22 protein-coding genes are annotated in these 24,930 nt (G+C 71.3%); 15 read left to right on the top strand and 7 right to left on the bottom strand.

Annotated elements, in window-relative coordinates; genetic code table 11:
- Positions 1–174 precede the first annotated feature (174 nt).
- From gnd to D3272_RS19405, 8 genes are all read left to right on the top strand, one after another.
- A complete protein-coding gene (gene gnd, locus D3272_RS19440) occupies positions 175–1,245 on the top strand; it encodes a phosphogluconate dehydrogenase (NAD(+)-dependent, decarboxylating) (protein WP_281010980.1) in 1,071 nt (356 codons plus the stop codon).
- Positions 1,246–1,259: 14 nt separating this feature from the next.
- Positions 1,260–2,864, top strand: a complete 1,605-nt coding sequence (zwf, locus tag D3272_RS19435; RefSeq protein WP_245496679.1) for a glucose-6-phosphate dehydrogenase — start codon at positions 1,260–1,262, stop codon at positions 2,862–2,864.
- Entirely contained in the window at positions 2,861–3,709 is an 849-nt protein-coding gene (locus D3272_RS19430; RefSeq protein ID WP_165361421.1) for a Cof-type HAD-IIB family hydrolase, read from the top strand. Before zwf ends, D3272_RS19430 begins: the two co-directional genes overlap by 4 nt.
- Before the next feature lies 1 nt (position 3,710).
- The gene (locus tag D3272_RS19425; protein ID WP_129220869.1) at positions 3,711–4,544 is read left to right on the top strand and encodes a Cof-type HAD-IIB family hydrolase; all 834 of its coding nucleotides are present in this window, start codon (positions 3,711–3,713) and stop codon (positions 4,542–4,544) included.
- A gap of 110 nt (positions 4,545–4,654) precedes the next feature.
- Positions 4,655–5,338, top strand: a complete 684-nt coding sequence (rpe, locus tag D3272_RS19420; protein WP_129220868.1) for a ribulose-phosphate 3-epimerase — start codon at positions 4,655–4,657, stop codon at positions 5,336–5,338.
- Positions 5,335–6,069: a 6-phosphogluconolactonase gene (pgl, locus tag D3272_RS19415; protein ID WP_245496678.1), complete on the top strand. Its 735-nt coding sequence runs from the start codon at positions 5,335–5,337 to the stop codon at positions 6,067–6,069. The genes rpe and pgl overlap by 4 nt, the downstream gene beginning before the upstream one ends.
- Before the next feature lie 183 nt (positions 6,070–6,252).
- Positions 6,253–7,149, top strand: a complete 897-nt coding sequence (locus D3272_RS19410; protein ID WP_129220867.1) for a fructose bisphosphate aldolase — start codon at positions 6,253–6,255, stop codon at positions 7,147–7,149.
- A gap of 167 nt (positions 7,150–7,316) precedes the next feature.
- Entirely contained in the window at positions 7,317–8,423 is a 1,107-nt protein-coding gene (locus D3272_RS19405) for an energy transducer TonB (protein ID WP_129220866.1), read from the top strand.
- A 46-nt stretch (positions 8,424–8,469) separates the two neighbouring features.
- On the opposite strand, the gene D3272_RS19400 is transcribed toward D3272_RS19405, so the two are convergent.
- Positions 8,470–10,566 (bottom strand): prolyl oligopeptidase family serine peptidase, encoded by a 2,097-nt coding sequence (locus D3272_RS19400; RefSeq protein ID WP_129220865.1) that lies wholly within the window; start codon positions 10,564–10,566, stop codon positions 8,470–8,472.
- Positions 10,567–10,764: 198 nt separating this feature from the next.
- Positions 10,765–11,406: a uracil-DNA glycosylase family protein gene (locus tag D3272_RS19395; protein ID WP_129220864.1), complete on the bottom strand. Its 642-nt coding sequence runs from the start codon at positions 11,404–11,406 to the stop codon at positions 10,765–10,767.
- Between the two features lie 180 nt (positions 11,407–11,586).
- Here D3272_RS19395 and D3272_RS19390 point away from each other — a divergent pair, with 180 nt between their 5' ends.
- Positions 11,587–13,143, top strand: a complete 1,557-nt coding sequence (locus D3272_RS19390; protein WP_129220863.1) for a sensor histidine kinase — start codon at positions 11,587–11,589, stop codon at positions 13,141–13,143.
- A gap of 15 nt (positions 13,144–13,158) precedes the next feature.
- Here D3272_RS19390 and cobT read toward each other — a convergent pair whose 3' ends face one another.
- Entirely contained in the window at positions 13,159–14,175 is a 1,017-nt protein-coding gene (gene cobT, locus D3272_RS19385) for a nicotinate-nucleotide--dimethylbenzimidazole phosphoribosyltransferase (RefSeq protein WP_129220862.1), read from the bottom strand.
- 74 nt (positions 14,176–14,249) lie between these two features.
- Here cobT and cobS point away from each other — a divergent pair, with 74 nt between their 5' ends.
- Genes cobS through D3272_RS19370 form a run of 3 tightly spaced genes read left to right on the top strand, consistent with a single transcriptional unit; the run spans position 14,250 to position 16,003 of the window.
- Positions 14,250–15,071, top strand: a complete 822-nt coding sequence (gene cobS, locus D3272_RS19380) for an adenosylcobinamide-GDP ribazoletransferase (protein WP_129220861.1) — start codon at positions 14,250–14,252, stop codon at positions 15,069–15,071.
- A 9-nt stretch (positions 15,072–15,080) separates the two neighbouring features.
- Positions 15,081–15,329, top strand: coding sequence for a DUF1289 domain-containing protein (locus D3272_RS19375; RefSeq protein WP_129220860.1), 249 nt, complete (start codon positions 15,081–15,083; stop codon positions 15,327–15,329).
- 35 nt (positions 15,330–15,364) lie between these two features.
- The gene (locus tag D3272_RS19370; RefSeq protein ID WP_129220859.1) at positions 15,365–16,003 is read left to right on the top strand and encodes a TIGR02281 family clan AA aspartic protease; all 639 of its coding nucleotides are present in this window, start codon (positions 15,365–15,367) and stop codon (positions 16,001–16,003) included.
- A gap of 222 nt (positions 16,004–16,225) precedes the next feature.
- Here D3272_RS19370 and D3272_RS19365 read toward each other — a convergent pair whose 3' ends face one another.
- On the bottom strand, positions 16,226–16,984 hold the full coding sequence (locus tag D3272_RS19365) for an SDR family oxidoreductase (protein WP_129220858.1): 759 nt from the start codon (positions 16,982–16,984) through the stop codon (positions 16,226–16,228).
- Between the two features lie 93 nt (positions 16,985–17,077).
- Here D3272_RS19365 and D3272_RS19360 point away from each other — a divergent pair, with 93 nt between their 5' ends.
- Entirely contained in the window at positions 17,078–17,983 is a 906-nt protein-coding gene (locus D3272_RS19360; RefSeq protein ID WP_129220857.1) for an AraC family transcriptional regulator, read from the top strand.
- An 82-nt stretch (positions 17,984–18,065) separates the two neighbouring features.
- On the opposite strand, the gene D3272_RS19355 is transcribed toward D3272_RS19360, so the two are convergent.
- The 3 genes from D3272_RS19355 to dusA form a co-directional block, all read right to left on the bottom strand.
- Positions 18,066–19,457 (bottom strand): efflux RND transporter periplasmic adaptor subunit, encoded by a 1,392-nt coding sequence (locus D3272_RS19355; protein WP_245496677.1) that lies wholly within the window; start codon positions 19,455–19,457, stop codon positions 18,066–18,068.
- Positions 19,457–22,675, bottom strand: coding sequence for an efflux RND transporter permease subunit (locus D3272_RS19350; RefSeq protein WP_129220856.1), 3,219 nt, complete (start codon positions 22,673–22,675; stop codon positions 19,457–19,459). Before D3272_RS19350 ends, D3272_RS19355 begins: the two co-directional genes overlap by 1 nt.
- 198 nt (positions 22,676–22,873) lie before the next feature.
- Entirely contained in the window at positions 22,874–23,911 is a 1,038-nt protein-coding gene (dusA, locus tag D3272_RS19345) for a tRNA dihydrouridine(20/20a) synthase DusA (protein ID WP_129220911.1), read from the bottom strand.
- A 183-nt stretch (positions 23,912–24,094) separates the two neighbouring features.
- Between dusA and D3272_RS19340 the strand changes: the two genes are divergently transcribed.
- Both D3272_RS19340 and D3272_RS19335 read left to right on the top strand, forming a co-directional pair.
- On the top strand, positions 24,095–24,523 hold the full coding sequence (locus D3272_RS19340; protein WP_129220855.1) for a PEGA domain-containing protein: 429 nt from the start codon (positions 24,095–24,097) through the stop codon (positions 24,521–24,523).
- A 10-nt stretch (positions 24,524–24,533) separates the two neighbouring features.
- Complete coding sequence (locus D3272_RS19335; RefSeq protein ID WP_129220854.1) at positions 24,534–24,917, top strand: PEGA domain-containing protein; 384 nt, start codon at positions 24,534–24,536, stop codon at positions 24,915–24,917.
- The last annotated feature ends 13 nt before the right edge of the window (positions 24,918–24,930 follow it).

Below are 24,930 nucleotides of genomic sequence, written 5' to 3'. Positions count from 1 at the left end.
CATCACGGCGGCGATGGTCCCTACATCGTGAAGACCGGCTCAGGCCGGCGCCTGCCGTCCGCCGCAGCCCCGCCATCCGAGGGGCCGGGCCGGGCTGAAGGTGCTGCGAGTCTCGACGACGCGAGTCTCGAGGACGCAAGTTCGACCGAGCACCTCTCGACCAAGCACCTCTCGATCAAGCACCTCTCGACGACGCAACTCTCGACAAAGGCTTCAGCGATGCAAATCGGCGTGATCGGTCTCGGCCGGATGGGCGGCAACATCGTCCGGCGTCTCCAGAAGCATGGACACCAGTGCATCGCCTACGACCGCAACGCGCGGGCGGTCGGCGACCTCGTCGAGGCCGGCGCCGCCGGCGCCGAGGGGCTCGAGGACCTCGTGTCGAAGTTCACCGAAACGCCGCGCGTCGTTTGGGTCATGCTGCCCGCCGGCACCATCACGGGCGAGACCGTCGACGCGCTCGGCAAGCTCCTGTCCTCCGGCGACATCCTGATCGACGGCGGCAATTCGTTCTACAAGGACGACATCCATCGCGGCCAGGCGCTGAAGGAGAAGGGCATCCATTACGTCGACGTCGGGACGTCGGGCGGCGTTTGGGGCCTGGAGCGCGGCTATTGCATGATGGTGGGCGGCGCCAAGGAAGCGGTCGACACCATCGACCCCATCCTCGACGCGCTGGCGCCCGGGATCGGCGACATCCCCCGCACGCCGGGCCGCGAGAAGCTCACCGACACCCGTGCCGAGCGCGGCTACATCCACGCGGGCCCGACCGGCGCCGGCCACTTCGTCAAGATGGTGCACAACGGCATCGAATACGGCTTGATGCAGGCCTATGCCGAGGGCTTCGACATCCTGAAGAAGAAGGATTCTCCCGAACTCACCGAGAGCGAGCGCTTCGACCTCAACCTCACGGACATCGCCGAAGTCTGGCGCCGCGGCAGCGTGATCTCGTCCTGGCTGCTCGACCTCACCGCCTCGGCGCTGACGGCGAGCCCCAAGCTCGAGCATTTCTCGGGCGTGGTGGACGATTCCGGCGAGGGGCGATGGACCATCGAGGCCGCCATCGAGGAGGCGGTGCCGGCCAACGTGCTGTCGGCCGCCCTCTATGCCCGCTTCCGCTCGCGCGAAGAGCACACGTTCGGCGAGAAGGCCCTGTCGGCCATGCGCTTCGGCTTCGGCGGCCACGTCGAGCACCGCGACGCGCCGGCGCCCGAGGGGGCCAGCACCGAACCCACGCCGCGCTGAGGGGGACCTCCACCATGGACCAGACCGTCAGCATGTCCGGGGCGCCGAGCGAGTCGGTCCCCAAGGCCGGCCCCTGCGCCATGGTGATCTTCGGGGGCGGGGGCGATCTCACCAAACGCCTCGTCACCCCGGCGCTCTACAACCTCGCCACGACGCGGCTGCTGCCGGACGACTTTGCCATCCTGGGCGTCGATCATTCCGACGGTTCCGACGCCTCCTGGCGGGACAGCCTCACCGAGATGATGCAGAGCTTCATCGGCGGCACCGGCGAGTTCGACCCGTCCAAGATCGACATGACGGCCTGGGACTGGCTCAAGGAGCGCATGTTCTACCTCAAGGGGGACTTCGAGGACCCCAAGACCTATGCGGCCGTGAAGGACCGGCTCGGCGCCTTCGAGGGCAGCCACAAGACGGGCGGCAACGTGCTGTTCTACCTGGCGGTGGCCGACCGGTTCTTCGGCACGGTCGTCGACAAGCTGGGCGAAGCGAAGCTGGTCCAGCCCGACACCGACGACGATGCCGGCACGGCGCCCTGGCGCCGGGTCGTCATCGAGAAGCCCTTCGGCCACGACCTGCCCTCGGCGCAGGCGCTCAACGCCCGCATCCTCAAGGTGCTGAACGAGGACCAGATCTACCGCATCGACCATTTCCTCGGCAAGGAGACGGTCCAGAACATCATGGCGTTCCGCTTCGCCAACGGCCTCTTCGAGCCTCTGTGGAACCGCGACCGCATCGACCACGTGCAGATCACCGTCGCCGAAACCGTGGGGGTCGAGCAGCGCGGCGCCTTCTACGAGGGGACGGGCGCCCTGCGCGACATGGTGCCGAACCACGTCTTCCAGCTCGTCGCCATGACCGCCATGGAGCCTCCGGTGTCGTTCGACGCCGATGACGTGCGTTCCAAGAAGGTCGATGTGTTCAAGTCGATCAAGACGATCGAGCCCGCCCAGGCCGTGCGGGGCCAGTACGACGGCGGCGTCGTGCTCGGCAAGCAGGTCAAGGGCTACCGCGAATCACCCAAGGTCGACCCCCGCTCGAAGACCGAGACCTTCGCGGCGCTGAAGCTGACCATCGACAACTGGCGCTGGGCCGGCGTGCCCTTCTACCTGCGCACCGGCAAGTACATGACGACCCGCACCAGCGAGATCGCCATCCGCTTCAAGACGGCCCCGATGGCGCTGTTCCACAATACGCCCTCCGCCGACATCGCCGCCAACTGGCTGGTGATCCGCATCCAGCCCGACGAAGGCATCTCGCTGCAGTTCGAGATCAAGCGACCCGGCCCGGCCGTCGATCTCAAGAGCGTGAAGATGAATTTCGCCTACAAGGACTGGTTTCCGCCCCAGCAGAACGTCGGCTACGAGACGCTGATCTACGACGTGATGACCGGCGACCAGACGCTGTTCCAGCGCGCCGACCAAGTCGAGGAGGGCTGGCGCATCGTGGGCGACGTGCTGCACCACTGGGGCAAGGTGCCGCCCGAGGACTTCCCCAACTACATCGCCGGCACGTCCGGGCCGCTCGCCGCCGACCTGCTGCTGGCGCGCGACGGCGGTCGGACCTGGCGTCCCGTGAAGCTCGATCCCGGCCCGCGCAAGATCAGGGAATCGGACCAGTGAGCGACGGCCCAAGGCCCGCCGAGCCCATCCGCCTCGTCGTCTCCGACATCGACGGCACGCTGGTCAACCACGCGAAGGAGCTGACGCCGCGCACCCGGGCCGCCATTGCGGCGCTCGAACGGGCCGGCATCGGCTTCACCGTCACGACGGCGCGCCCGCCCGTCGGCCTGCGGCCGATCTACGCCATGCTGGGCCTGCAGGTGACGGCGGCCGCCATCAACGGCGGCGCCATCGTCGACGGCGCCTTCAACGTCATCGCCGAGAAGCTGCTCGCCCCCGACGTCGCCCGGCGGGCCGTGGCCTTCCTGCGCGGACGCGGCCTCGACCCCTGGCTGTTCACCGACACGCACTGGTACCTCCGCGATCCCGACGGCGACAATGTCGGGCTCGAAACGCGGACCATCGGCCAGGACCCGGTCGTGGTGGAGGACTTCGGCCCGGAGCTCTACGGGCACGTGCTGAAGGTTATCGGCTCCTGCAACGACCACGCGCTGCTGGCCCGCTGCGAGACCGACCTGCAGCGGGAGCTGGGCGGCGACGCCATCGCCACCCGGTCGCAGAGCTATTACCTCGACGTCACCAACCCCGCCGCCCACAAGGGCGAGGCGGTGAAGAGCCTCGCCGAGGCCTTCGGCGTGCCGGTCTCCGCCGTCCTGACCATCGGCGACGGCACCAACGACATCCCCATGCTGCAGGCGGCGGGGTTCGGCGTCGCCATGGGCAACGGCTCGGAGGCCGTCAAGGCCGCGGCCCGGGCCGTTACGGACGATTGCGAGAACGACGGTTTCGCCAAGGCGATCGAGCTCTACGCGCTCGGTTCGCAAGGCGCTTCGGGGAGGAGCTGACATGGCCGAGCGACCCAAGGGCAAGATCTCGCTGCTGCTCGCCGACGTGGACGGCACGGTCGTCACCAAGGACAAGGTGCTGACGCCGCGGGCCGTCGCGGCCGTGGCGGCGCTGGAGAAGGCCGGCATCAGGTTCGCCGTGACGAGCGGCCGGCCGCCGCGCGGCATGGCCATGCTAATCGCGCCGCTGCACATCACCACCATGATCGCCGGCTTCAACGGCGGCGCCATGGTGAAGCCGGACCTTTCCGTCATCGAGGAAAAGACCCTGTCGCCCGAGGTGACGCGCAAGGCGATCGCGCTCATCAAGGAGCACGGGCTCGATGCCTGGCTGTATACGGCCGAGGACTGGTTCATCACGGCGGCGGGCGCGCCGCATGTCGAGCGGGAAGCCTGGACGGTGAAGTTCGAGCCCAAGGTCGTGGGCTCCTTCTCGGACGCCGACCTCGATCGGGCCGTGAAGGTGGTCGGCGTGTCCGACGACCTCGCCGCCGTGGAAAAGGCCGAGAAGGACGTCCAGGCGGCCCTGGGCGAGGGCGCCTCCGCCGCCCGGTCCCAGCCCTATTATCTCGACGTCACCCATCCCCACGCCAACAAGGGCGACGTCGTCGAGACCCTGTCGAAGACGCTGGGCATCCCCACGGCCGAGATCGCCACGATCGGCGACATGCCCAACGACGTGAACATGTTCAAGCGCAGCGGCTTCTCCATCGCCATGGGCAATGCCAGCGACGCCGTGAAGGCGCAGGCCTCGGCCGTCACGGCCGGCTTCGACGACGAGGGCTTCGCCAAGGCCATCGAGGACTTCCTGCTTCCCGCCGGCCAGGCCGGCTGAGAGGGTGTGATGACGGCCGCGGTCGCCGAAGACGGAGAGAACCCTTCCATGGTTTCCGAGGCATGCGGGCACGCGTTCGAGACGGCCGCGAACTCCGGAGGTCCGATCCGATGAACGACGTGCTGATCGCCCCCTCCGTCCTGTCGGCGGATTTCGGCCGCCTCGCCGAGGATTGCCGCGCCGTGGACGCGGCCGGCGCGGACTGGCTGCACGTCGACATCATGGACGGGCGCTTCGTCCCCAACATCACCTTCGGCCCCGGCATCGTGGCCGCCATCCGCAAGGCGACGGACCGGCACCTCAACCTCCACCTCATGATCGTGGAGCCCGAAAACTTCATCGCGGATTTCGTGAAGAGCGGCGCCGATTCCATTGTCGTGCAGGCGGAATCCTCCTCCACCATCCACCTCCATCGCGTGCTCGGCCAGATCCGCGCGCTCGGCAAGCAGGCCGGCGTGGCGCTGAACCCCGCCAGCCCGCCCGAACTCGTCGACTACGTGCTGCACCTGTGCGACGTCGTCATCGTCATGACGGTGAACCCGGGCTTCGGCGGCCAGAGCTTCCTGCCCGAGATGCTGCCCAAGGTCCGGGCGATCCGCCAGCGCCTGCGCGATCGCGGGCTCGGGGCGCGGGTCATGCTGGACGGCGGCATCAATGCCGACACCATCGGGGCGGGCGTGGTGGCGGGGGCCGACGTCTTCGTGGCGGGCTCCTACGTGTTCGACGCGCCCGACTACGCCGAACGGATCGCGGCCCTGCGCAGCGCCGCCGCAGCCCAAGGGGAGACACGATGATGGCGGAGCCCAAGGTCAGTGCCGGGCCGATGTCGGTCCATGCCGACGCCGATGCCGTGGCCGAGGCGGTGGCGTCCTGGCTCCTCGCCCAGTCGGCCGGGAAGTCGCGCTTCACCGTCAGCCTTTCGGGCGGCTCGACCCCCAAGCGGCTCTACGAGCGGCTGGCGGGCCCGGCCTATCGCGACCGCTTTCCCTGGGGCAGGACGGAATGGTTCTTCGGCGACGAGCGTTTCGTGCCGCAGGACGACCGGGACAGCAACTTCCGCATGGTGAACGAGGCCATGCTGTCGCGCGTGCCGGCGCCGCAGGCCAGCGTCCACCCCTTCGACACGGCCCTCGCCTCGCCCCAGGAGGCGGCGCGCGCCTACGAGGAGGAGCTGAAGCGCTTCTACGGCGCCGGGGCGCTCGACCCCGCCAAGCCGCTCTTCGACGTGACGTTGCTCGGCCTCGGGCCGGACGGCCACACGGCCTCGCTGATCCCGGGCCAGCCCGTGCTCGACGAGCACGAGCGTTGGGCCGCGGCCGTCACCGAGGGCCGGCCGGAAGCGCGGCTCACCCTCACCTATCCGGTCATCGCTTCCTCGCGCGCCATCGCCTTCCTGGTGACGGGGGCCGAGAAGGCCGAGATGCTGGCGCATGTCCGCTCCGGCGCCGAGGACGTGCCGGCCGGGCGCCTGCGCTCGGCGGGCGAGGCGCATTGGTTCGTGGACCGCGCCGCCGCCGGCTCCTGACGGCGCGCCCGTCGGCAAGCCCTAACGGGCGGGGCGCGACAGCGGCCGCCGGGGTTTCTTGAGGCTGGGGCGCCGCGGGTGGTTCCCATGGGCCCGCAGCGTGTTTACGACTTCCCCTGACCCAGGGGATCACAGGGTGCCGGAGCGATCCGGAACGCCCGGCTTCACGCGAGAACGACGGCTATGGCGAACGACTCCAAGATGACGCAGATGTCGCAAAAGGGCGGCTTCATCGCCGCGCTCGACCAGAGCGGCGGATCGACGCCCAAGGCCCTCGCGCAGTATGGCGTCCCCGAGACCGCCTATAGCGGCGAGGCCGCCATGTTCGGCGAGATCCACAAGATGCGGGTCCGCATCATGACGGCCCCGGCCTTCTCGGGCGACAAGGTGATCGGCGCCATCCTGTTCGAAGGCACGATGGACGGGGACGTCGAAGGGCAGCCCGTCCCGTCCTACCTGTGGGAGAAGCGCGGCATCGTCCCCTTCGTCAAGGTCGACAAGGGGCTCGAAGCCGAAGCCGACGGCGTCCAGCTGATGAAGCCCATGCCCAAGCTCGACGAGCTGCTGGCCCGCGCCGCCAAGCTCGGCGTCTACGGCACCAAGATGCGGTCCGTCATCAACCGCGCCTCGGCATCCGGCATCGCCGCCATCGTGGCGCAGCAGTTCGAGGTGGCGGCCCAGATCGCCCGCCACGGTCTGATGCCGATCATCGAGCCCGAAGTCTCCATCAAGGCGCCCGACAAGGCGGAAGCCGAGCGCATGCTGCGGGACGAGATCGAGAAGCATCTCAAGGCCTTGCCGGCCGGCCAGAAGGTGATGCTGAAGCTCACCATCCCGACGGAGGCGGACCTGTACCGCGGCCTCGGCGAGAACGAGCGCGTGCTGCGCGTCGTGGCGCTGTCGGGCGGCTACCCGCGCGACGAGGCCTGCGAGCAGCTGCGCCACAACCACGGCATGATCGCCAGCTTCTCGCGCGCGCTGATCGACGACCTGCGTCACGGGTTGAGCGACGCCGAGTTCGACAAGACGCTGGGCACCTCGATCGACAAGATCTACCGGGCGTCGGTCGACAAGGCCTGACGGGAGCGGCCGGGCGCGGACGGGAGGGCGATCCCCTTCCCATTTGCGCCGCGGCCCTCTATCCAGACGCGAGATGGGCGGTCCTCGGGTGGGGCGCGGCCGCCGACGGCGTATGACGGAGCACCGGCCTGATCTCGATCGACACGCGCGGACCCACCTCCGCCGACGTGCCTCCGGACGCCCGCCTCGGGGACGCCCCGCATCTCCAGGCCCTGCACGTCCCCTCGCCGCGGCTCGACCTCGCACCGCGCCATGTGCTGCAGCAGGACCGACCGCTGTCGCACGCCGATCGCCTGCGCGGTGCGGCGCGAGCCCTGGTGCCGGCCGCCCTGGTCCATGTCGGCTTCGCGGCGGCGCTGCTGCTACTGTTGACACAGCGCGAGATCCCGCGCCCCCGCGAGATCGAGATCCCGGTCGAGATGGTGACGGCCCCGCCCGAGGCTCCCAAGGCGCCGGCAGCCGCCGCCCGGCCGAAGGCGCCGGACGCCCTCCAGCAGGCGCTGGCACCACCCATGACGCCGCCGCCGTCACCTCCGGTGGCGCCCGATCCCCACCCGCCGGCCCCGCCCCACGTTCAGCCGGTGCCACCGCCGCCCGAGCCCAAGCCCGAGGTCGTGCCGCAGCAGCCTCCTTCGTCGGCCGAGGGCGACGCCGCGGCGCCGAAGCTCGTGGCCCCGCCCCCGGAACCGGCCCGGGCCGCCACCCAGGACCGGGACGCCAAGCCCGCCAACCTCGCGCCCGAGCGGGACCGCACCGACGCGGCGACGCACGAGGCGCGTCCGGCCGACGTCCCGCAGACGCTCGCCACCAGCGCTCCCGACGCCGCATTCGCGGTGCCGCTGCCGCTGCCGCCCAAGCCCGATCCGCTGCCGAAGCCGGCGCCGCCGGTGCTCAAGACGGTGCCGAGCGAGGCCGACAAGCTCGCCGCCGCCCTGCCCATGGACACGAGCGCCATGCCGATGAGCTTTCGCAGCGTGCTGGCGGGCAACGGCGCCCAGGTCAGCGCCGCCTACAAGGGCCTCGTCTTCGGCCGCTTCAACCGCAACGCCGCCATCTCGGAACGGGCGCAGCGCCAGCACCTGAAGGGGCAGGTGATCGTCGCCTTCACGATCGACGACACCGGCCAGCTCACCCAGCTCGCCGTGGTGCAATCGAGCGGCAACGCGGACGTCGACGCCCTGGGCCTCGAGATGATCCGCTCCGCCGCCCCCTTCCCGCCCCCGCCCCCCGAAGCCCAGCGCAGCTTCACGCCGGCGCTGAGCTTCGGGCCGTGACGATGACGGGCGGCCCGGCGCCGTTCTCCCGACAGGCCGTCCCGCGTCAGGCGTCCCAGCCGATGGCGTCCCGCAGGAAGGCATAGCCCAGGGCCACGAAGGCGGCGCGCTCGGCATTGTCCTTACCGTAGCCGTGGCCGCCCGCGGCCGGCTCGTAGAGATGGGCCGGGTAGCCCATAGCCTGGAGCTTGGCCGCCATCTTGCGCGCGTGGCCGGGGTGGACGCGGTCGTCGCGGCGCGTGGTCGCGATGAGGATCGGCGGGTACGGGCGGTCCGGCACGGCCGTGTGGTAGGCCGACATGTGCTGCAGGAAGGCCCAGTCCTCCGGCACGTCCGGGTCGCCGTATTCGGCGATCCAGCTGGCGCCGGCGAGGAGCTTGGAATAGCGGCGCATGTCGATGAGCGGGATGGTGCAGAACAGCGCGCCGAAGCGCTCGGGACAGCGCGTCAGCATGTTGGCGATGAGCAGACCGCCGTTGGAGCCGCCCTCGGCGGCGATGCGGCCCGGGCGCGTCACGCCCCGGCGCACGAGGTCGGCGGCGACGGCGGCGAAGTCGTCGTGGGCGAGGCGCTTGCCCTCCCGGCGCCCGGCCTCGTGCCAGCGCGTGCCGAACTCGCCGCCGCCGCGCAGGTTCGCCGTCACGGCCGTGCCGCCCCGCTCCAGCCACAGCTTGCCGATGCCGACGCGGTGATAGGGTCGCTCCGACACCGCGAAGCCGCCGTAGCCGCTGAGATGCACCGGGGCGTCCCCTGTCTCGCCGGCCGGTCCGGTCTGCACGTAGGGGATCCGCTCGCCGTCGGATGAGACCGCTTCGTGGCGCGTCACCGTCAGGCCGGCGGCGTCGAAGCCGGCGGGGCTCGCCTTGAGCAGCGTGGGCGCCGGGAAGGGCGCGGCGCCGGAAACGTCGAACAGCAGGGTGCGGGCCGGCGTGAGCGGGTCCTGCGCGCCGACCACCAGCGTGCCGTCGCTGTCCTCGGCCCGGGCGTCGAGCGTGCCGAGCGTAACGACGCCGGTCGCCGGCAGGCCGTCGAGGTCGTGCCGCGTCCAGCCGTCCCGCGCCCGCGTGAACAGCTGGAACCGCGGCACGAGGTCGTCGAGGATCGACAGGACGAGGCGGTCGCCGGCCCAGAAGAAGCCCTCGAGGGAGCGGCGCGGCCCCGGCGCGAACAGGAGGTCGAAGCTCCGCTCCCCCGCCAGGAACCGCTCCAGCGAGCAGGCCAGCAGCTCGTCCGGCGCGTGGGTCCGGCCCGCCACCGTCCAGGGCGTGCGGGGTTTCACCAGCAGCGTGTCGCCATGCGCGTCGGACACGGCATCGGTGGGCAGGTCGAGCTTCAGCCGCGGGCCGTCGCCGTCGCCCAGCCAGTGGACGGCGTCGAAGAAGGCGATCGTGTCAGTGAACCAGACGCGGTGCCGGGCCGTGGAGCGATCGACATGCGCGCCCGCCGCCATGGAGGCGTCGCCGGCCGCGAACAGCACCGCCGCCTCCGCGATCCCCTGCCCTCGCCGCCACAGCCGCACCGTCCTGGCATAGCCCGAGCGCGTCGCGAAGCCGCCCTCAGGCGCCCCGCCGGCGTCGACCGTGCTCGACAGCAGCAGCCGGTCCGCGTCGACCCACACGACCCCGCCCTTGGCTTCCGGCACGGCGAAGCCGTTCGGCACGAAGGCGCGGGCCTCGACGTCGAACTCGCGCAGCACGACGGCGTCGCTGCCCCCGCGCGACAGGCGCAGCATGGCGCGGCGCCGGCCCTCGGGCTCGATGGCGGCGCCGGCGAAGACCCAGTCCTCCCCCTCGGCCCGGGCCAGCGCGTCGACGTCGAGCAGCACCTCCCAACGGGGCTCGGCCTCCCGGTAGGAGTCCAGCGTCGTGCGGCGCCACAGGCCGCGGGGGTTCTCGGCATCCTGCCACACGTTGAACAGGTGGTCGCCCCGCCGGGTGACGCCGGGGATCTTGTCGGGGCGGTCGAGAAGCGCCGCCAGGGTCGCGGCATCGCCGTCGCGGCGCGGGCCGCCGAAGCGCCGCACCGTGTCGGCCGTCTGCCGGTCCACCCAGGCGGTCGCGCGCTCGCCCTCGACCTCTTCCAGCCACAGGAAGGGATCGTCGTCGGGTGCCGCGAGTGTCGGGAGATCGGTCCTGTCGCTCATGGTGCCTCCTGGCGGCCCTCCGGCGCCGTGCCGCGAAGCCCGAGAGTCCGTGCGTGGACGCCCTCGTCCCCGAAAACCAGGAGAGTTCTCTCGATGGTTTCAGAGGGCATCCAGGCGCCAGCTCGAGACCGTCACGGAGTCTGAAGCGATCGTCGGGGCCCGGTCAAGGCCGGCAGGGCCCCGGCCCCACCGGCGTCATCACGTCAGGCGCCGCACCTCGGCCCGCAGCACCGGCAACAGGTCCGCGGCGAACCAGGGGTTCCGGTTCAGCCAGGCGCTGTTGCGCCAGGACGGGTGCGGCAGCGGCAGCATGCGGGGCGCCGGACGCTCGAAGTACCGGCGCCAGTCCGCCACCGTGTCGCCGAGCCCCTGCCCGGCCGGGCGCGGCACGCCGAGCCGGGGGGCGTGGTAGCGGATTGCGTGGAGGCCGATGGCCAGGATGGTCTCCACGTCCGGCAGTGCGGCGAAGACCGCATCGTGCCAGGCGGGCCGGCATTCGGGACGCGGCGGCAGGTCGCCCTTCGCGGCGTCGTGCCCCGGGAAGCAGAAGCCCATCGGCAGGATGGCGAGGCGCCGGGGGTCGTAGAAGCGCGCCTCGTCGATCGCCATCCAGTCCCGCAGCCGCAGCCCCGACGGGTCCTGGAACGGGATGCCGCTCACGTGGGCGCGGATCCCGGGGGCCTGGCTGGCGACGACGAGGCGGACGCCGGGCGCGACCTGGAAGATGGGACGGGGCGAATGCGGCAGCGCCGCGCCACGCGGGCGCTCGACGCAGATGCGGCACCGCCGCATGGCGGCCGCCAGGGTCGCGATGCTTGCGTCGGGCGGGTCGAGATCCATGGAAGCGGTTCTGCCGGTGGTTCGGCGGGCCGGCCCCATGCCGGGCCCGGCCGGGCAGCCGGGGAGGCGCGGCGCCGGGCGGAGGATGGTCCACAGGTCGAACGATCCCGTGAGCCCTCCATTAAGGTTTCCGATCCATGTTGTCGACGTGGCGACAAGCGTCTGTGAGTGTGGCGACCGATGGACGACGTGACCGCGGAGATGATCGAGCGCGGGCGCGGTTCGGACAGCGACAGGTCCTCGCAGCGCCGGCGCACCGCTTCCCAGCTGAAGGAAGCGCGCGAGAAGCTGACGTCGACCGGCACGGGAAGCCACACGTTCGATCTCGAACTCCTGCGGCTCTTCGCCAGCGGGCGGCGCGGCGCCACGGCGGCGCAGGCCGTCCTGGCCACCGTCACGGCCGGCGTGCTGCGGCTGTGGGTGTCGCAGGTGGAGACCGGGGCCTGGCTGGGCCTGACGCTGTCGGCGATGCTGGGCGTGGCGATCCTGGCCCGGGTGTTCCTGAAGCAGTCGGCCGTCACCGCCAGGCTGGCCGCCTGGACGCGCGCCTTCGTGCTGGCCGAAGCCCTGCAGGGTGCCGTCTGGGCGTCGAGCGTGCTGCTGGTCATCGGCGCTCACGATGCCGCCGCCCAAACCTTCGTGCTCTTCGTGCTGCTGCTCGTCGGCGCCATGACGGCCATGATCTCCGCCACCCTGCCCAACGCCGTCTATGCCGGGCTGGCGCCCATGACGCTGGCCATCGCGGCCTTCGCCCGGCCCGCCGTCGGCTACCAGTTCCTGCCCGTGCTGGCGGTGGCGGGCGGGGCCCAACTGTACTTCGTCGTGCTGGCGCGCCGGCTCTACGCCACGACGCTGGCGACGCTCTCGTTTCAGGCCGAGAAGGACGCGCTGATCGTCGAGCTCGAACAGTCGAAGCTGAACTCCGACGAGGCCCGGCGCCGCGCCGAGGAGGCGAGCCTCGCCAAGAGCCGCTTCCTCGCCACGATGAGCCACGAATTGCGCACGCCGCTCAACGCCATCCTGGGTTTCTCCGAGGTGATGAAGGGGGAATTGTTCGGGCAGCACAGCGTCGCCGTCTACCGGGACTATTCCGCCGACATCCATTCCAGCGGCCAGCACCTGCTCATGCTGATCAACGAGATCCTCGACCTGTCGCGCGTCGAGGCGGGGCGCTACGAGCTGAAGGAGGAGCCGACGTCGCTGGCGCTGATCGCCGAGGACTGCCAGCACCTGCTCGCCCTGCGCGCCTCCAAGCGCGAGATCACCGTGACGGAGCTGATCGAGCCGCGCCTGCCGCCCATCTGGGCCGACGAGCGCGCCATCCGCCAGGTCGTGCTGAACCTGCTCTCCAACGCCATCAAGTTCACGCCCCAGGGCGGCACCGTGACGGTGAAGGTCGGCTGGACCGGTCAGGGCGGCCAGTATCTCGCCATCCGCGACACCGGCCCCGGCATCCCCGAGGCCGAGATCCCCATCGTGATGTCGTCCTTCGGGCGGGGCACGCTGGCACAGAAGAACGCCGAGGAAGGGTCGGGGCTGGGGCTGCCGATCGTCAAGGGCCTGGTGGAACTGCACGGCGGCTCCTTCACGATCCGCTCCAAGGTGCGCGAAGGCACCGAGGTGATCGTGATCCTGCCACCGGAGCGCGTCATCGACGCCCTGCCCGCGCTCGACCCCGAAGCGCCGGTCGAGCGGCCCGCCCGCACCGGCCGCCGCAGCCATCGCCCGGCGGCCTGAGCGGGCCGATCCGGCTCACGCCTTGTCGGCGACGCCCGCCTCGGCGAAGGTGGCCATGCCGGTGTGGCAGGCGAGGGCCGTGCGGACGATCCCGGCCGCCAGCGCGGCCCCGGTCCCCTCCCCGAGCCGCAGGCCGAGGTCGAGCAGGGGTTCCTTGCCGAGCCGCCGCAGCACCTCGCCGTGGGCGCCTTCCGCCGAGCGGTGCCCCGCCACGCAATGGTCGAGTGCCGCGGGATCGAGCGCGTGCAGCACCGCGGCGGCCGCGCAGACCACGTAGCCGTCGAGGATCACGGGGATGCGCTCGATGCGCGCCGCCAGGATGGCGCCCACCATGGCGGCCACCTCGCGGCCCCCGAGGCGGCGCAGCACTTCGAGCGGGTCGCCGAGGTGGTCGCGGTGGAGCGCCAGCGCCGCCCCGACGGCCGCGACCTTGCGGGCATAGCCGGCCTCGTCGACCCCCGTGCCGCGCCCGACCCATTGGGCGACCTCGCCGCCATAGAGCGCCGCGTAGACGGCGGCCGCCACCGTGGTGTTGCCGATGCCCATCTCGCCGAGCGCCAGCAGGTCGGTGCCGTGGATGGCCTCCATGCCGAACGCGATGGTGGCGGCGCAGCCCGCCTCGTCCATGGCGGGCTCGGCGGTGATGTCGGCGGTGGGGATCTCGAGGGCCAGCTCGAAGACCTTGAGGCCGAGCCCGAGCTGCGCGCAGATCTGGTTGATGGCGGCGCCGTTGGCGGCGAAATTGGCCACCATGGCGGCCGTCACCGAGGCCGGATAGGGCGACACGCCCTGCGCCGTCACGCCATGGTTGCCGGCGAAGACCGCCACGAGCGGACGCGACGCGGTGGGGAGCGCCTTGGCCTGCACGGACCCGAGCCAGACCGTCAGGGCTTCGAGCCGCCCCAGGGAGCCCGGCGGCTTGGTGAGTTCGGCGTCGCGGGCGCGGATCGCCGCCGCGGCCTCCTCGTCGAGCGGCGGAAGATGCGCCAGGAGCGCGCGGATGTCGTCGAAGGGCAGGCCGCTGTTGGACATGAGGGGCTCGTGGGCGGGCGGAGGACGGCTCGGCCGTCGCGGGTCGGTCCCTTCTATGGCACAAGCCCCGCACCATGCCAGCGCTCCCCATCCCCGGCCCTGCCGCGGCCTTCGCCGCCGAACTCCTCACGGCGCTGCGCTTCTACACGCGCCTGCCCGTGCCGCCGCTGACCGTCGAGGCCGCGCATCCGCCCGAACCCTTCGCGCGCTGCCTCGCCTGGGCACCGCTGGCGGGCGCCGTCGTCGGGGCCTGCGGGGCCGCGGTGTTGGCGGGCGCGGCGGCGCTCGGCCTGCCGCCGTCCGTCGGCGCGCTCCTGGCCCTCGGCGCCACCCTTCTGGTCGGCGGCGCGCTGCATGAGGACGGGCTCGCCGACATGGCCGACGGTTTCGGCGGCGGGCGCACGCGCGAGCGCAAGCTCGCCATCATGCGCGACAGCCGCATCGGCACCTACGGGGCCCTGGCGCTCGGCCTGTCGCTCCTGCTGCGGGCGGCCTGCCTGGCGGCGCTCGGCGAGCGCGGCGGCGCCGGGCTGGCGGGAGCCGCACTGGTGGCGGCCGGCGCGGCCTCGCGCGGCTTCGGCCTCCTGCCCCTGGCGCGGCTGCCGCCGGCCCGCGCCGACGGCCTCGGCCATGGGGCCGGCGCCATGCCGGGCGCGGTGTTCCGCACCGCCGCATGGCTCGGCGGCGCCATCGGCCTCGCGCTGCCGATCCTCGCCGGCGCCGGCGCGGCCCGCGCGGCCCTGGCCCTCGGCCTGGCGGGCCTGGCGGCGGCCGGCACGACGCGGCTCGCCGCCCGCCAGGTCGGGGGCTTCACCGGCGACGTCGCGGGCGCCTGTCAACAGCTCTGCGAGGCCGCGATGCTGATCGGGCTTCTCGTCGGGGGCCGGCCCGGCTAACCAGGGCCCATGCTCAAACCATCCTCGCCCTGCAGGGGCCTCTGCGCCATCGACGATCCGGGCGGCCTGTGCCGCGGCTGCGGACGCAGCCTCGTCGAGATCGCGGCCTGGAGCGGCCTGACCGAGGCGGAGCGGCTCCGCACCATGGCGCTGCTGCCGGGGCGCCTCGCGGCTTTCCGCCGCCGCGGCGGCGCGGGCGAGCCGGGAGTGGCGGCGCGCGGTGCCGCGCCTCTGGACGCCGGCGCCGCGGGCCCATAGCTCTGGGGTCAGCCGTCCCGGTTCTCGGGCGGCAGATGGACCGGGTGCCCGTGGACTGGAGCGAACTGACGGCGGACGACTGGACGAGGCTCGCCGTCTACGGGGCCTTCGCGACCTCGCTGGCCGTCGTCATCCCGGGCCTGTTTCGCGGCCGCATCCTCGCCGGCCTCGCCAGCCTCGGGCTGTGGGTGGTGCTGCTGGCCGCGGTGCTGGCCGGCTATGCCTACCGGTTCGAGCTCGGCACGGTGGCGGAACGCGTCCTGGCGGTGCTGATGCCCGGCACCGTCGTGGAGACCGGCCCCCGCGAGGTGACGGTGTTCCGCCGGCCGGACGGCGGCTTCACGATCGACGGCAGCGTCGGCAAGGTCCGCGTCCCCTTCACGCTGGACACCGGCGCCTCCTCGGTGGTCCTGCGCTGGGAGGACGCGCTGCGGCTCAAGATCCCGGTGCGCCAGCTCGCCTACGACGTCGAGGTGATGACGGCCAACGGCCGCGGGCTCGCCGCCGAGGTCCTGCTGCCCTCGCTCACCATCGGGCCGCTGACCCAGACCAACGTGAGGGCGTTGGTGGAGAAGGCGGGTGCCCTGCACGAGAACCTGCTCGGCATGAGCTACCTCAACAAGCTCGAAAGCTTCACGGTGTCGAACGACAAGCTGGTGATGCGGGGGCGATAGGGCCGGAGCGGGACGTCGCGGCGGCGCCGACGAGGCTTTCGACGGCGACGGGGGACCGGTCCGGACGGGGCGCTCGTTCGGCGGCCTCGGTTTGCGAAGCTCGGGCTTGCCGCGTCGACGGCCGGGTCCGTTCCGGCGGACCATGGGTCGCGGCGACGGCGTCCCTGCCGCATCGGGGCACGTCCCGGACCCGCGCCGAGCGGAAGCGCTCCACGAGGTCGATCAGCGACCCTCCGACCAGGCGATCGCGTCGGCACCGGCCGGCAGGATCATCGGGCAGTCTTGATCGGTCGCCGCGCGGTAGATCGCTTCCGCGACGTCCTGCGGCGTCGTCACGTCACCGCCGGCGGTGTGACGCTGCATGGCGGCCACGGTCTGTTGGACGAAATCGGCGTAGGGGTCCGGGAAGCCGCCCTGCGCCATGATCTGCGTCCGCGCCGAGCCGCCGAAGCTGGTCGTGGGCGCCGCGCCCGGCATCACCACCCGAGCGCGAATGCCGAATTCCGCCAGTTCCAGCGCGGCGGATTCGGTCAGCGCATTCACGGCCGCTTTGCTGGCGCGATAGATCGAGAGGAGCGGCAGCGACCTGATGGTGGTGCTGGAGCCGACATTGACGATCGCGCCAGTCCGCCGTTCGCGCATGCCGGGGATTACCGCCTGCATCATCGCCACCGTCGAGAAGGTGTTGGTCTCGAAGATCCGGCGTACCGTGGCCATCGAGGTGCCTTCCACGGCATTGAGCCAACCGACGCCTGCGTTCTTGACCAGCACGTCGATCGTGCCCGCCGTGGCGACCGCCGCCGCGATGCTGTCGGCATCGGTGACGTCGAGGCGAAGCGAGCGCAGCCGGTCGGACTCCGGCAGGGTATTCGTCGAAAGGTCGCGCATCGTGGCGACGACGTTCCACCCTCGTTCGAGGAAATGGATGGCGGTCTCGCGGCCGAAGCCGGTCGAGCAGCCGGTGATCAGGACGGTGTTCATGGAAGGCTCCTCGCGACGATCGACGAGCGATAGCCCGCGGCCGGAGGACGGGCTATCATCGGGCGTCCGTATCCCATTCGAGATCGTCCGGTTTTGCCTGACCCACTCGCTCAGGTGATCAGCCTGCTCCGGCCCAGCGCGTCCTTCTCCAAACTGGTCACCGGCTCCGGTTGCTGGGCCGTGCGCCCGCCCGCCACGGACCCGTTCTATGGGGCGATGCTCGACGGCGGCTGTGAGTTGTCGATCGCCGGGCGTGAACCCTTGAGGTTGGGCGAGGGTGATTTCATGCTGGTCCCGGCCGCCAGCGATTTCACGGTGACGAGCCTGGGACGGCCGCCCGAAGAGGTCGTGACCGAACCATCGGAGGTGAGCCCGGGCCTGTTCCACCTCGGGGCGTCGGACACACCCGATGTCCGCATGTTGGTGGGCCATTGCGCCTTCGGGTCACCCGACGCCGGACTGCTGGTTTCGCTGCTGCCCAACATCGTGGTGGTGCGCGGTGCGAGGCGGCTGACGACGTTGGTGGAGCTGTTGAGCGAGGAGGCTGGCGCGGACCGCCCTGGCCGCGATGCCGTGCTGTCTCGCCTCCTGGAAGTGCTGCTGATCGAGGCGTTCCGCGCCACGGCGGAGCCGACCGCCGCACCCGGGCTGCTGCGTGGGCTTGCCGACAAAAGGCTCGCGGTGGCGCTGCGCCTGATTCATGGCGAGACGACCCGCCCATGGGCCATCGGCGACCTGGCGAGAGACTGTGGCCTATCGCGCTCCACCTTCTGCGACCGGTTCCGCCGCGAGGTGGGCGTCGCTCCCATGGCCTATCTGCTCGGCTGGCGCATGGCGATCGCCAGGGATCTGTTGCGCGGCACCGACCTCACCGTCGGGGAGGTCTCTCGCCGCGTCGGCTACGGTTCAGCGAGCGCGTTCAGTGTCGCGTTCACCCGCCATGTCGGCGCCCCGCCGACGACCTACGCCCGCCAGCATCCGCAGCGCGGCGCAGCTTGACCGGCGACGCTCGGGCGAGCCCGATCCCTCACCGGGCCCGCCGGCCTGATCCCGGTGCGACCCGTCGGGCAGCCGTCCCGCGTCACTTCTCCGACACCTTTTCAGGCCCCGGCGCCCCGCCGCCGGCATCGTCGCGCTGCACCGCCACCTTGGCACCGTCGCGCAGCGAGGCCGGCGGGCTCAGCACGACGGTGTCGCCGCCCTTGGGGCCTTGGTCGATCTCGAACGCGGTGCCGAAGTCGCGCTTGATCGTGACCGGCACCATCCGGACCTTATCGTCATCGCCCACCACGGCCACATGCGTGCCCGCCTGGTCGAAGATCAGCGTCTCGGACGGCAGCACCACGTCGGGGTGGGTGCGGGGGATGTCGAGCGTCACGTAGGTGAACAGGCCCGAGCGCAGCACGCCGGCCTCGTTGGGCACGTCGACCTCCACCGTCAGGGTGCGGGCCGAGGACTGCAGCGCCGAGGAGGAGCGCGACACCGTGCCGACGAAGGTCCGGCCCGGCATCTGCGGCACCGTGATCTTCGCCTGCAGCCCGTCGCGCACGCCGAGAGCGGCATTCTGCGGCACCTGCACGAGGACGCGCAGCACGTCGTCCTCGTCCACCGTGAACATCGGCGTGCCGGTGGCGGTGTCGGCGTTGACGAGGGTGCCGAGATCGACGTTGCGCACCGTGACGACGCCGTCGAAGGGCGCCCGCACGTCCTCGAAGCCGGTCAGCGCCTTCAGCCGATCGATGGTGGCCTGCTGGGCCTTCACGTTGGCCTGCGCCACCTTCACGCCCGCCCGCGAGGCGTCGAGGTTGGCGCCCTGGGCGACCTGGTTGGCCTGCAGCTGGTCGCGGTTCTGCAGCGTCTCGAACCCCTGCCCCACCAGCGCCTGGGCGCGCTGCAGGTTCACCTTGGCGAGGTTGAGGTTGGCTTCCGACTGGCTGACGTTGGCCTGGGCCTGCAGCAGCGCCGCATCGACCTGACCGAGCGTGGCGACGGCCTGGGCGAGCTGCTGGTCGAGGTCCGGCGCCGAGATGTGGACGAGGAGGTCGCCCTTCTTCACCCGCGACCCGATGTCGACGCGGCGCTCGGTGATGTAGCCGGTGGCCCGGGCGAAGATGGCGGCGGTGGCGAAGGGCTGGGTCTCGCCCGGCAGCGTCAGGTCGATCGGGCCGTCCTCGGCCTTGGCGGCGACGGTGCGGACCTTCGGCAGCGCATTGGCCTGCCGGTCCTGCGTGGCGGTGGCGGCGGCGTCCTTCTGCCAGTGTCCATAGGCGCCCCAGGCGAGCGCCAGCGCCAGCACTACCGCGACGCCGACGAAGATCCAGCGGGACGGCATGCCGGACGGGGCGCCCGCGCCCTCGCCAGCCTCGCCCGGCGCCCCCTCGGACGCGGTTCCGGCCTCCGGCGTCAGGGTCAGGATGTCGTGGTCGGGGGCGTCCTCGCCGTCGTCGGGCCGCCGGGGCGTCATCTGGTCCATCAGCGGTAGTCCTCGACGGGCTGGAACCTGCCGCGGCGCAGCAGGGCATAGAGGAAGGGTACGAGGACCAGCGTCGCGCAGGTGCCGAAGGCGACGCCGCCCAGCACGGCGCGGGCCAGCGCGGCATTCTGCTCCGATCCCTCGCCGATGCCGATCGCCATGGGGATCAGGCCCACGAACATGGCGCCGGCCGTCATCAGCACGGGGCGCAGCCGCGTCTCGCCCGCCGCGATGGCCGCCTCGGCAGCCGAGCATCCGGTCTCCTCGCGGTGCTCGCGCGCAAAGGTGACGAGCAGGATGGAATTGGCGCTCGCCACCCCCACCGCCATGATGGCACCGAAGAGCGAGGGGATCGACAGCGTCGTGCCGGTGACGAACAGGCTGAACATGATGCCGCAGAAGGCGATCGGCAGCGCGCAGATCACCACGAAGGGGTCGCCCCAGCTTTGGAAGTTCACCGCCATCAGCAGGTAGACGGCGACGACGGCGATGGCGAGGCCGATCTCGATGTGCTGAAACGCCGAATCCATGCTCTCGATCTGCCCGCGGACCGTGATCTTGTCGGGCGCCGGCAGCGTCTGCTGCTCCTCGGCGACGATGCGGGCGATGTCCGACTGCACGGAGCCGAGGTCCCGGTCCTGCACGGAGGCGAAGACGTCGTAGGTCGGCTGGGTGTTGACGTGGTTGACGACGGTCTGCTCGGAGGTGCGCCGCAGCGTGGCGACGCTGGTCAGCATGTCGAGGGCATCGCCGGTCGTGCTCCCGGCCGGGTTGGCGGCGGACTGGCTGGCGGCGGCCGGGACGAACAGCGGCGTGTTCTTCAGCGCCGTCAGGCTGTCGTTGCGGTACTCCGGCGTCTGCACCCAGAGCTGGTAGGGGATGCCGGATTTCGGGTCGGCCCAGAAGTTCGGCGTCACCTGGTAGGAGCCCGACAGCGAGATGTTCATCGCATTGGCGATCTGCTGCTCGGTGAGCCCCATCTCGGACGCCATGCGGCGGTCGACGTCGGCCATGAATTCCGGCGTGTCGAGCACCTGCTGGATGTGGACATCGACGGCGCCCTTGACGAGCCGCAGCTTGGCCTCGATGGCCCGCGCGGCGGCGAGGTCCTTCGGCTGGTTGCGGCCGTTCACCTGCACGTCGACGGCCGTGATGGTCCCGAAGTCCAACGTCTGGGTGATGATGTCGCTCGGCTGGAAGTAGAAGATCGTGTCGGGGAAGCGCTCGGGCAGCACTTCACGCAGCGTCTTCATGTAGCCGGCGGTGGGCGCATGCCCCTGCTTCAGCGACACCAGCATCTGGCCGTCGTTGTAGGCGACGAAGGAGCCGTCGCCGAAGGCGAAGTTGTAGTTGATGGAGGGTAGGCCGATGTTGTCGAGGATGAGCTCGAGGTCTTTCGGCGGCACCACCTGCTTGACCACTGCCTCGACCTCGGCGAAGCGCTGCTCGGCCGTCTCGATACGCTGGCCGGGGCGGGTGCGGATGTGCAGCGTCATGGCGCCGGCGTCGATCTGGGGGAAATAGTCCCGCCCGACGAACTCCAGCAGCGTGCCGCCCATCAGCAGCACGCAGCCCACCACCGCGAAGGTCGCCAGCTTGTGGTCGATGGCACCGCGCAGCAGGCCGATGTAGCCGCGGTGGAAGCGGGCGAAGCGCGCTTCGAACCCGGCATGGAACCGGGCGAAGAAACCCTTCGGCGCAGCACCACCGCCGCCCTCGTGCTCGCGGCGCTGGTCGTATTCGCGCCGCACCAGCACGTCGATGAGGATCGGCACCAGCGTGCGCGACAGCAGGTAGGAGGCCAGCATGGCGAAGACCACCGCCATCGCCTGGGGCACGAAGAGGTAGCGGGGCGTGTCGGTGAGGAAGAACACCGACACGAAGGCCGAGCAGATCGACAGCGTCGAGATCAGGGCCGGCTTGGCGATTCCGGCGCCGCCCTCCACCACCGAATCCTTGAAGCTGCGCCCCTCCTCCATCAGCCGATAGGTGTTCTCGATCGCCACGGTGGCGTCGTCGACCAGGATGCCGACCGCGAGCGCCAGCCCGCCCAACGTCATGATGTTGATGGTCTCGCCGAGGAAATACAGCACCGTCAGCGACGTCAGGATGGCGAGCGGGATCGACACCAGCACGATGAGGGTCGAGCGCCAGGAGCCGAGGAAGAGCAGGATCATGGCGCCGGTGAGCCCGGCCGCGATGACGCCTTCCCGGACCACGTCCGAGATGGCGCCCGACACGAAGACCGACTGGTCGAACAGCGGCGTGATCTTCATGTCCTTCGGGGCGGCCGCCCGGATCGTCGGCAGGAAGCTCTTCACGGCGTCGACGACGGAGAGCGTCGAGGCGTTGCCGTTCTTGAGGATCGTCACCAGCACCGAGTGGCGGCCGTCCGACCGCACGATGTTGAGCTGGGGCGGGGCGCCGTCGCGCACGTGCGCCACGTCGCGGATGAGGATCGGCGAGCCGTTCACGACCTTGACGGGGACGCGGTTGAGGTCGTCGACCACCTCCGGGCTCATGTTGAGCCGGATGGGATATTGCTGCTCGCCGATCTTCGACAGCCCCGACGGCACGACGATGTTCTGGGCCGTGATGGCGCTGGTGACGTCCGTCGGCGTCAGGCCATGCGCCTGGAGCGCGTGGAGGTCGAGGTCCACCATGATCTGCCGGGGGGCGCCGCCGTAGGGGGCCGGCAGGGTCGAGCCCGGCACCTGCGTCAGCGTCTGGCGGATGCGGTACTGGCCGTAGTCGTAGAGCTTGGCGCCGCTCTCGGTCTCGGATGACAGGGCCAGCTGGATCACCGGCACCGAGGAGGCCGAGAAGCGCATCACCACGGGGGGCTGCACCCCCGTGGGCATGACGGCACGGATGGAGTTCATCGCCGACACCACCTGGGCGATGGCGAGGTCGATCGACACGTTCGGCTGGAAGAAGATGCGCTCGACGGCGACGCCGGGCAGCGTCTGGCTTTCCATCTGCTTGATGTCGTTGACGTTGTTGGACAGCGAAAACTCGCTGTAGGTGGTGATGCGCTGGGCCATGTCGGTCGTGTCGAGGCCCGTGTAGGTCCACACGATGACGACCACGGGGATGTCGACCGCGGGCAGCACGTCCTTCGGCGCGATGGCCGATGTGCCGATGCCGGCGAGCAGGATCAGAAGCCCCATCACGTAGAAGGTGATGCGGTTCTTCAATGCGTAGAGGACGAGGCCCATGGATGTACTCCCGGCCCTCCAACGCCCGACAGGCCGTAAGCGTTGCTGGAGCGGGCGAGATGTCGCGTCGCCCTGCGACTGTAACCCGTATGTAAAACAGAATTTAAGCCGGCATCGCGACACAATCGAGAAGCATAAACGGCATGTCGTGGGCAGATCGCCGGCATCCTGCCCAAAACATCACGGTGCCGGGAGGGCTCAGGCGGCGCGTTCCACGGGCTCCGCCCGCAGGTCGACCTTGGCCAGGGCGTCGCGCACCACGTCGAGCCCGGCGCCGGGCTTGACGGCCTCGGTGGCGAGGTGCCGGCGCCAGGCCCGGGCCCCCGGCAGGCCCGTGAAGAGGCCGAGCAGGTGGCGCGTCATGTCGTGCAGGCGAACGCCGGTCTCGAGCCGCCCCGCCATGTAGGGCATGTAGAGCGCGACGGCCGCGGCGGCATCCGGCACGGGGCGCTGGCCGCCGAAGAACCGGGCGTCGACGTCGAGCAGCATCTCGGGCGTGTGATAGGCGGCGCGGCCCACCATGACGCCGTCGACCGCCGCGAGCTGGCTGGCCGCGGCCGCGTTGTCGGCGATGCCGCCGTTGATGGCGACGAAGAGTTCGGGGTGCCCACGCTTCAGCGCGTGGACCAGCCCGTAGTCGAGCGGCGGCACGTCGCGGTTCTCCTTGGGCGACAGCCCCTGCAGCCAGGCCTTTCGGGCGTGCACGATCACGCCGTCGACCCCGGCCGCCACCACGGCGGCGACGAGCGCCTCGAGGGCGAGCCGCGGGTCCTGGTCGTCGACGCCGATGCGGCACTTCACCGTCACGGGCAGGCGCGTCGCGGCCTTCAGCGCCGCCACGCAGCGGCCGACGAGCTCGGGCTCGCGCATCAGGCAGGCGCCGAAGCGGCCGTTCTGCACGCGGTCGGACGGGCAACCACAGTTGAGGTTGACCTCGTCGTAGCCGAACCCCTCGGCGATCCGCGCCGCCTCGGCGAGGTCGGCGGGATCGCTGCCGCCGAGCTGCAGGGCGACGGGGTGCTCCGACGCGTGATGGGCGAGCAGCCGCGCCCGCGGCCCGTGGATGACGGCGCCGGTGGTGACCATCTCGGTGTAGAGCAGCGCCCGGCGCGTCAGGATGCGGTGGAAGACCCGGCAATGCGTGTCCGTCCAGTCCATCATGGGCGCGACGGAATAGCGGGCCGCCCCCGTGATGCCGCGCCCATAGCCTTCCACCGTCGTGCCGCCCGCCTGCATGGTCCCACCCGTTTCGAGGCTCGCCGCCGTCCTCCCGCGCTGCCGCAGCTGTACCACGGCCCGCATCGCCGCCCAACCCGCCGGAGGACCGGGGAAAACCGCGGCATCGGCCGAGCCGGGCCCTTTTGACTAAGGCTTGACTGAGTTATGCTGTCCTAAGCCATAGGCTCGGGAGATCGTGGGATGCGTCGCCTAGCGGCAACGGGACTGATGGTGGCGGTGGGGCTCGGCGGCTGCGCGACGCTGACGCGGGGCACGCGCGACGAGATCGCGATCCTGTCCGAGCCGGCCGGCGCCAGCGTGACGTCGAGCGTCGGCGCCAGTTGCGCGGCGACGCCCTGCTCCCTCGTCGTCGCCCGGGACGCGACCTTCACCGTGACGGTGGCGAAGCCCGGCTTCGCCAGCCAGACCGTGCCGGTGGCGACCCGCATCGCGGGCGAGGGCGCCGCCATGGCGAGCGAGAACATCGCGACGGCGGGTCTCGGCATCGTCGTGGATGCCGCCACCGGCGCCGCGCTGGAGCATGTGCCGAACCCCGTCAGCGTCACCCTGGTGAGCCTGGCTCCGGTCGCGCCGGGGGCGCCTCGGCGCACGCGCCGCCGCACCGGCTGAGGTGCCCGCCATGACCTCCCCTCGCGCGCTGATGCTCGTCGCGGCGCTGTCGCTCGCCGGCTGCGCCACGCTGGACCACGGCACGCTCGACGACGTGCCCGTGGTCACTGACCCGCCCGGCGCCAACGTGGTGGCGACCACGGGCACGACCTGCACGTCGCCCTGCACGGTTGCGGGGCCGCGGCGCGACAACTTCGGCATCACGATCAGCAAGCCCGGCTACGCCACCCAGACGCTGACCAGCGAGGCCCAGCCGAACGCGGACGCCATCGCCAAGGCGTCCCGCCTCGCCGCCACCTCCGACGCGCTCGGCCGCGTCATCGACGTCCAGGACGGCGCCTTCTACACCCACGTGCCCAAGGCCGTCGTGGTGAAGCTCGACCCCGCATCCTGACCACCCCAGCGGC

Source organism: Lichenibacterium ramalinae (assembly GCF_004137085.1).
Classification (GTDB): Bacteria; Pseudomonadota; Alphaproteobacteria; order Rhizobiales; family Beijerinckiaceae; genus Lichenihabitans; species Lichenihabitans ramalinae.
This window is presented reverse-complemented; position numbering and strand designations above follow the sequence as displayed.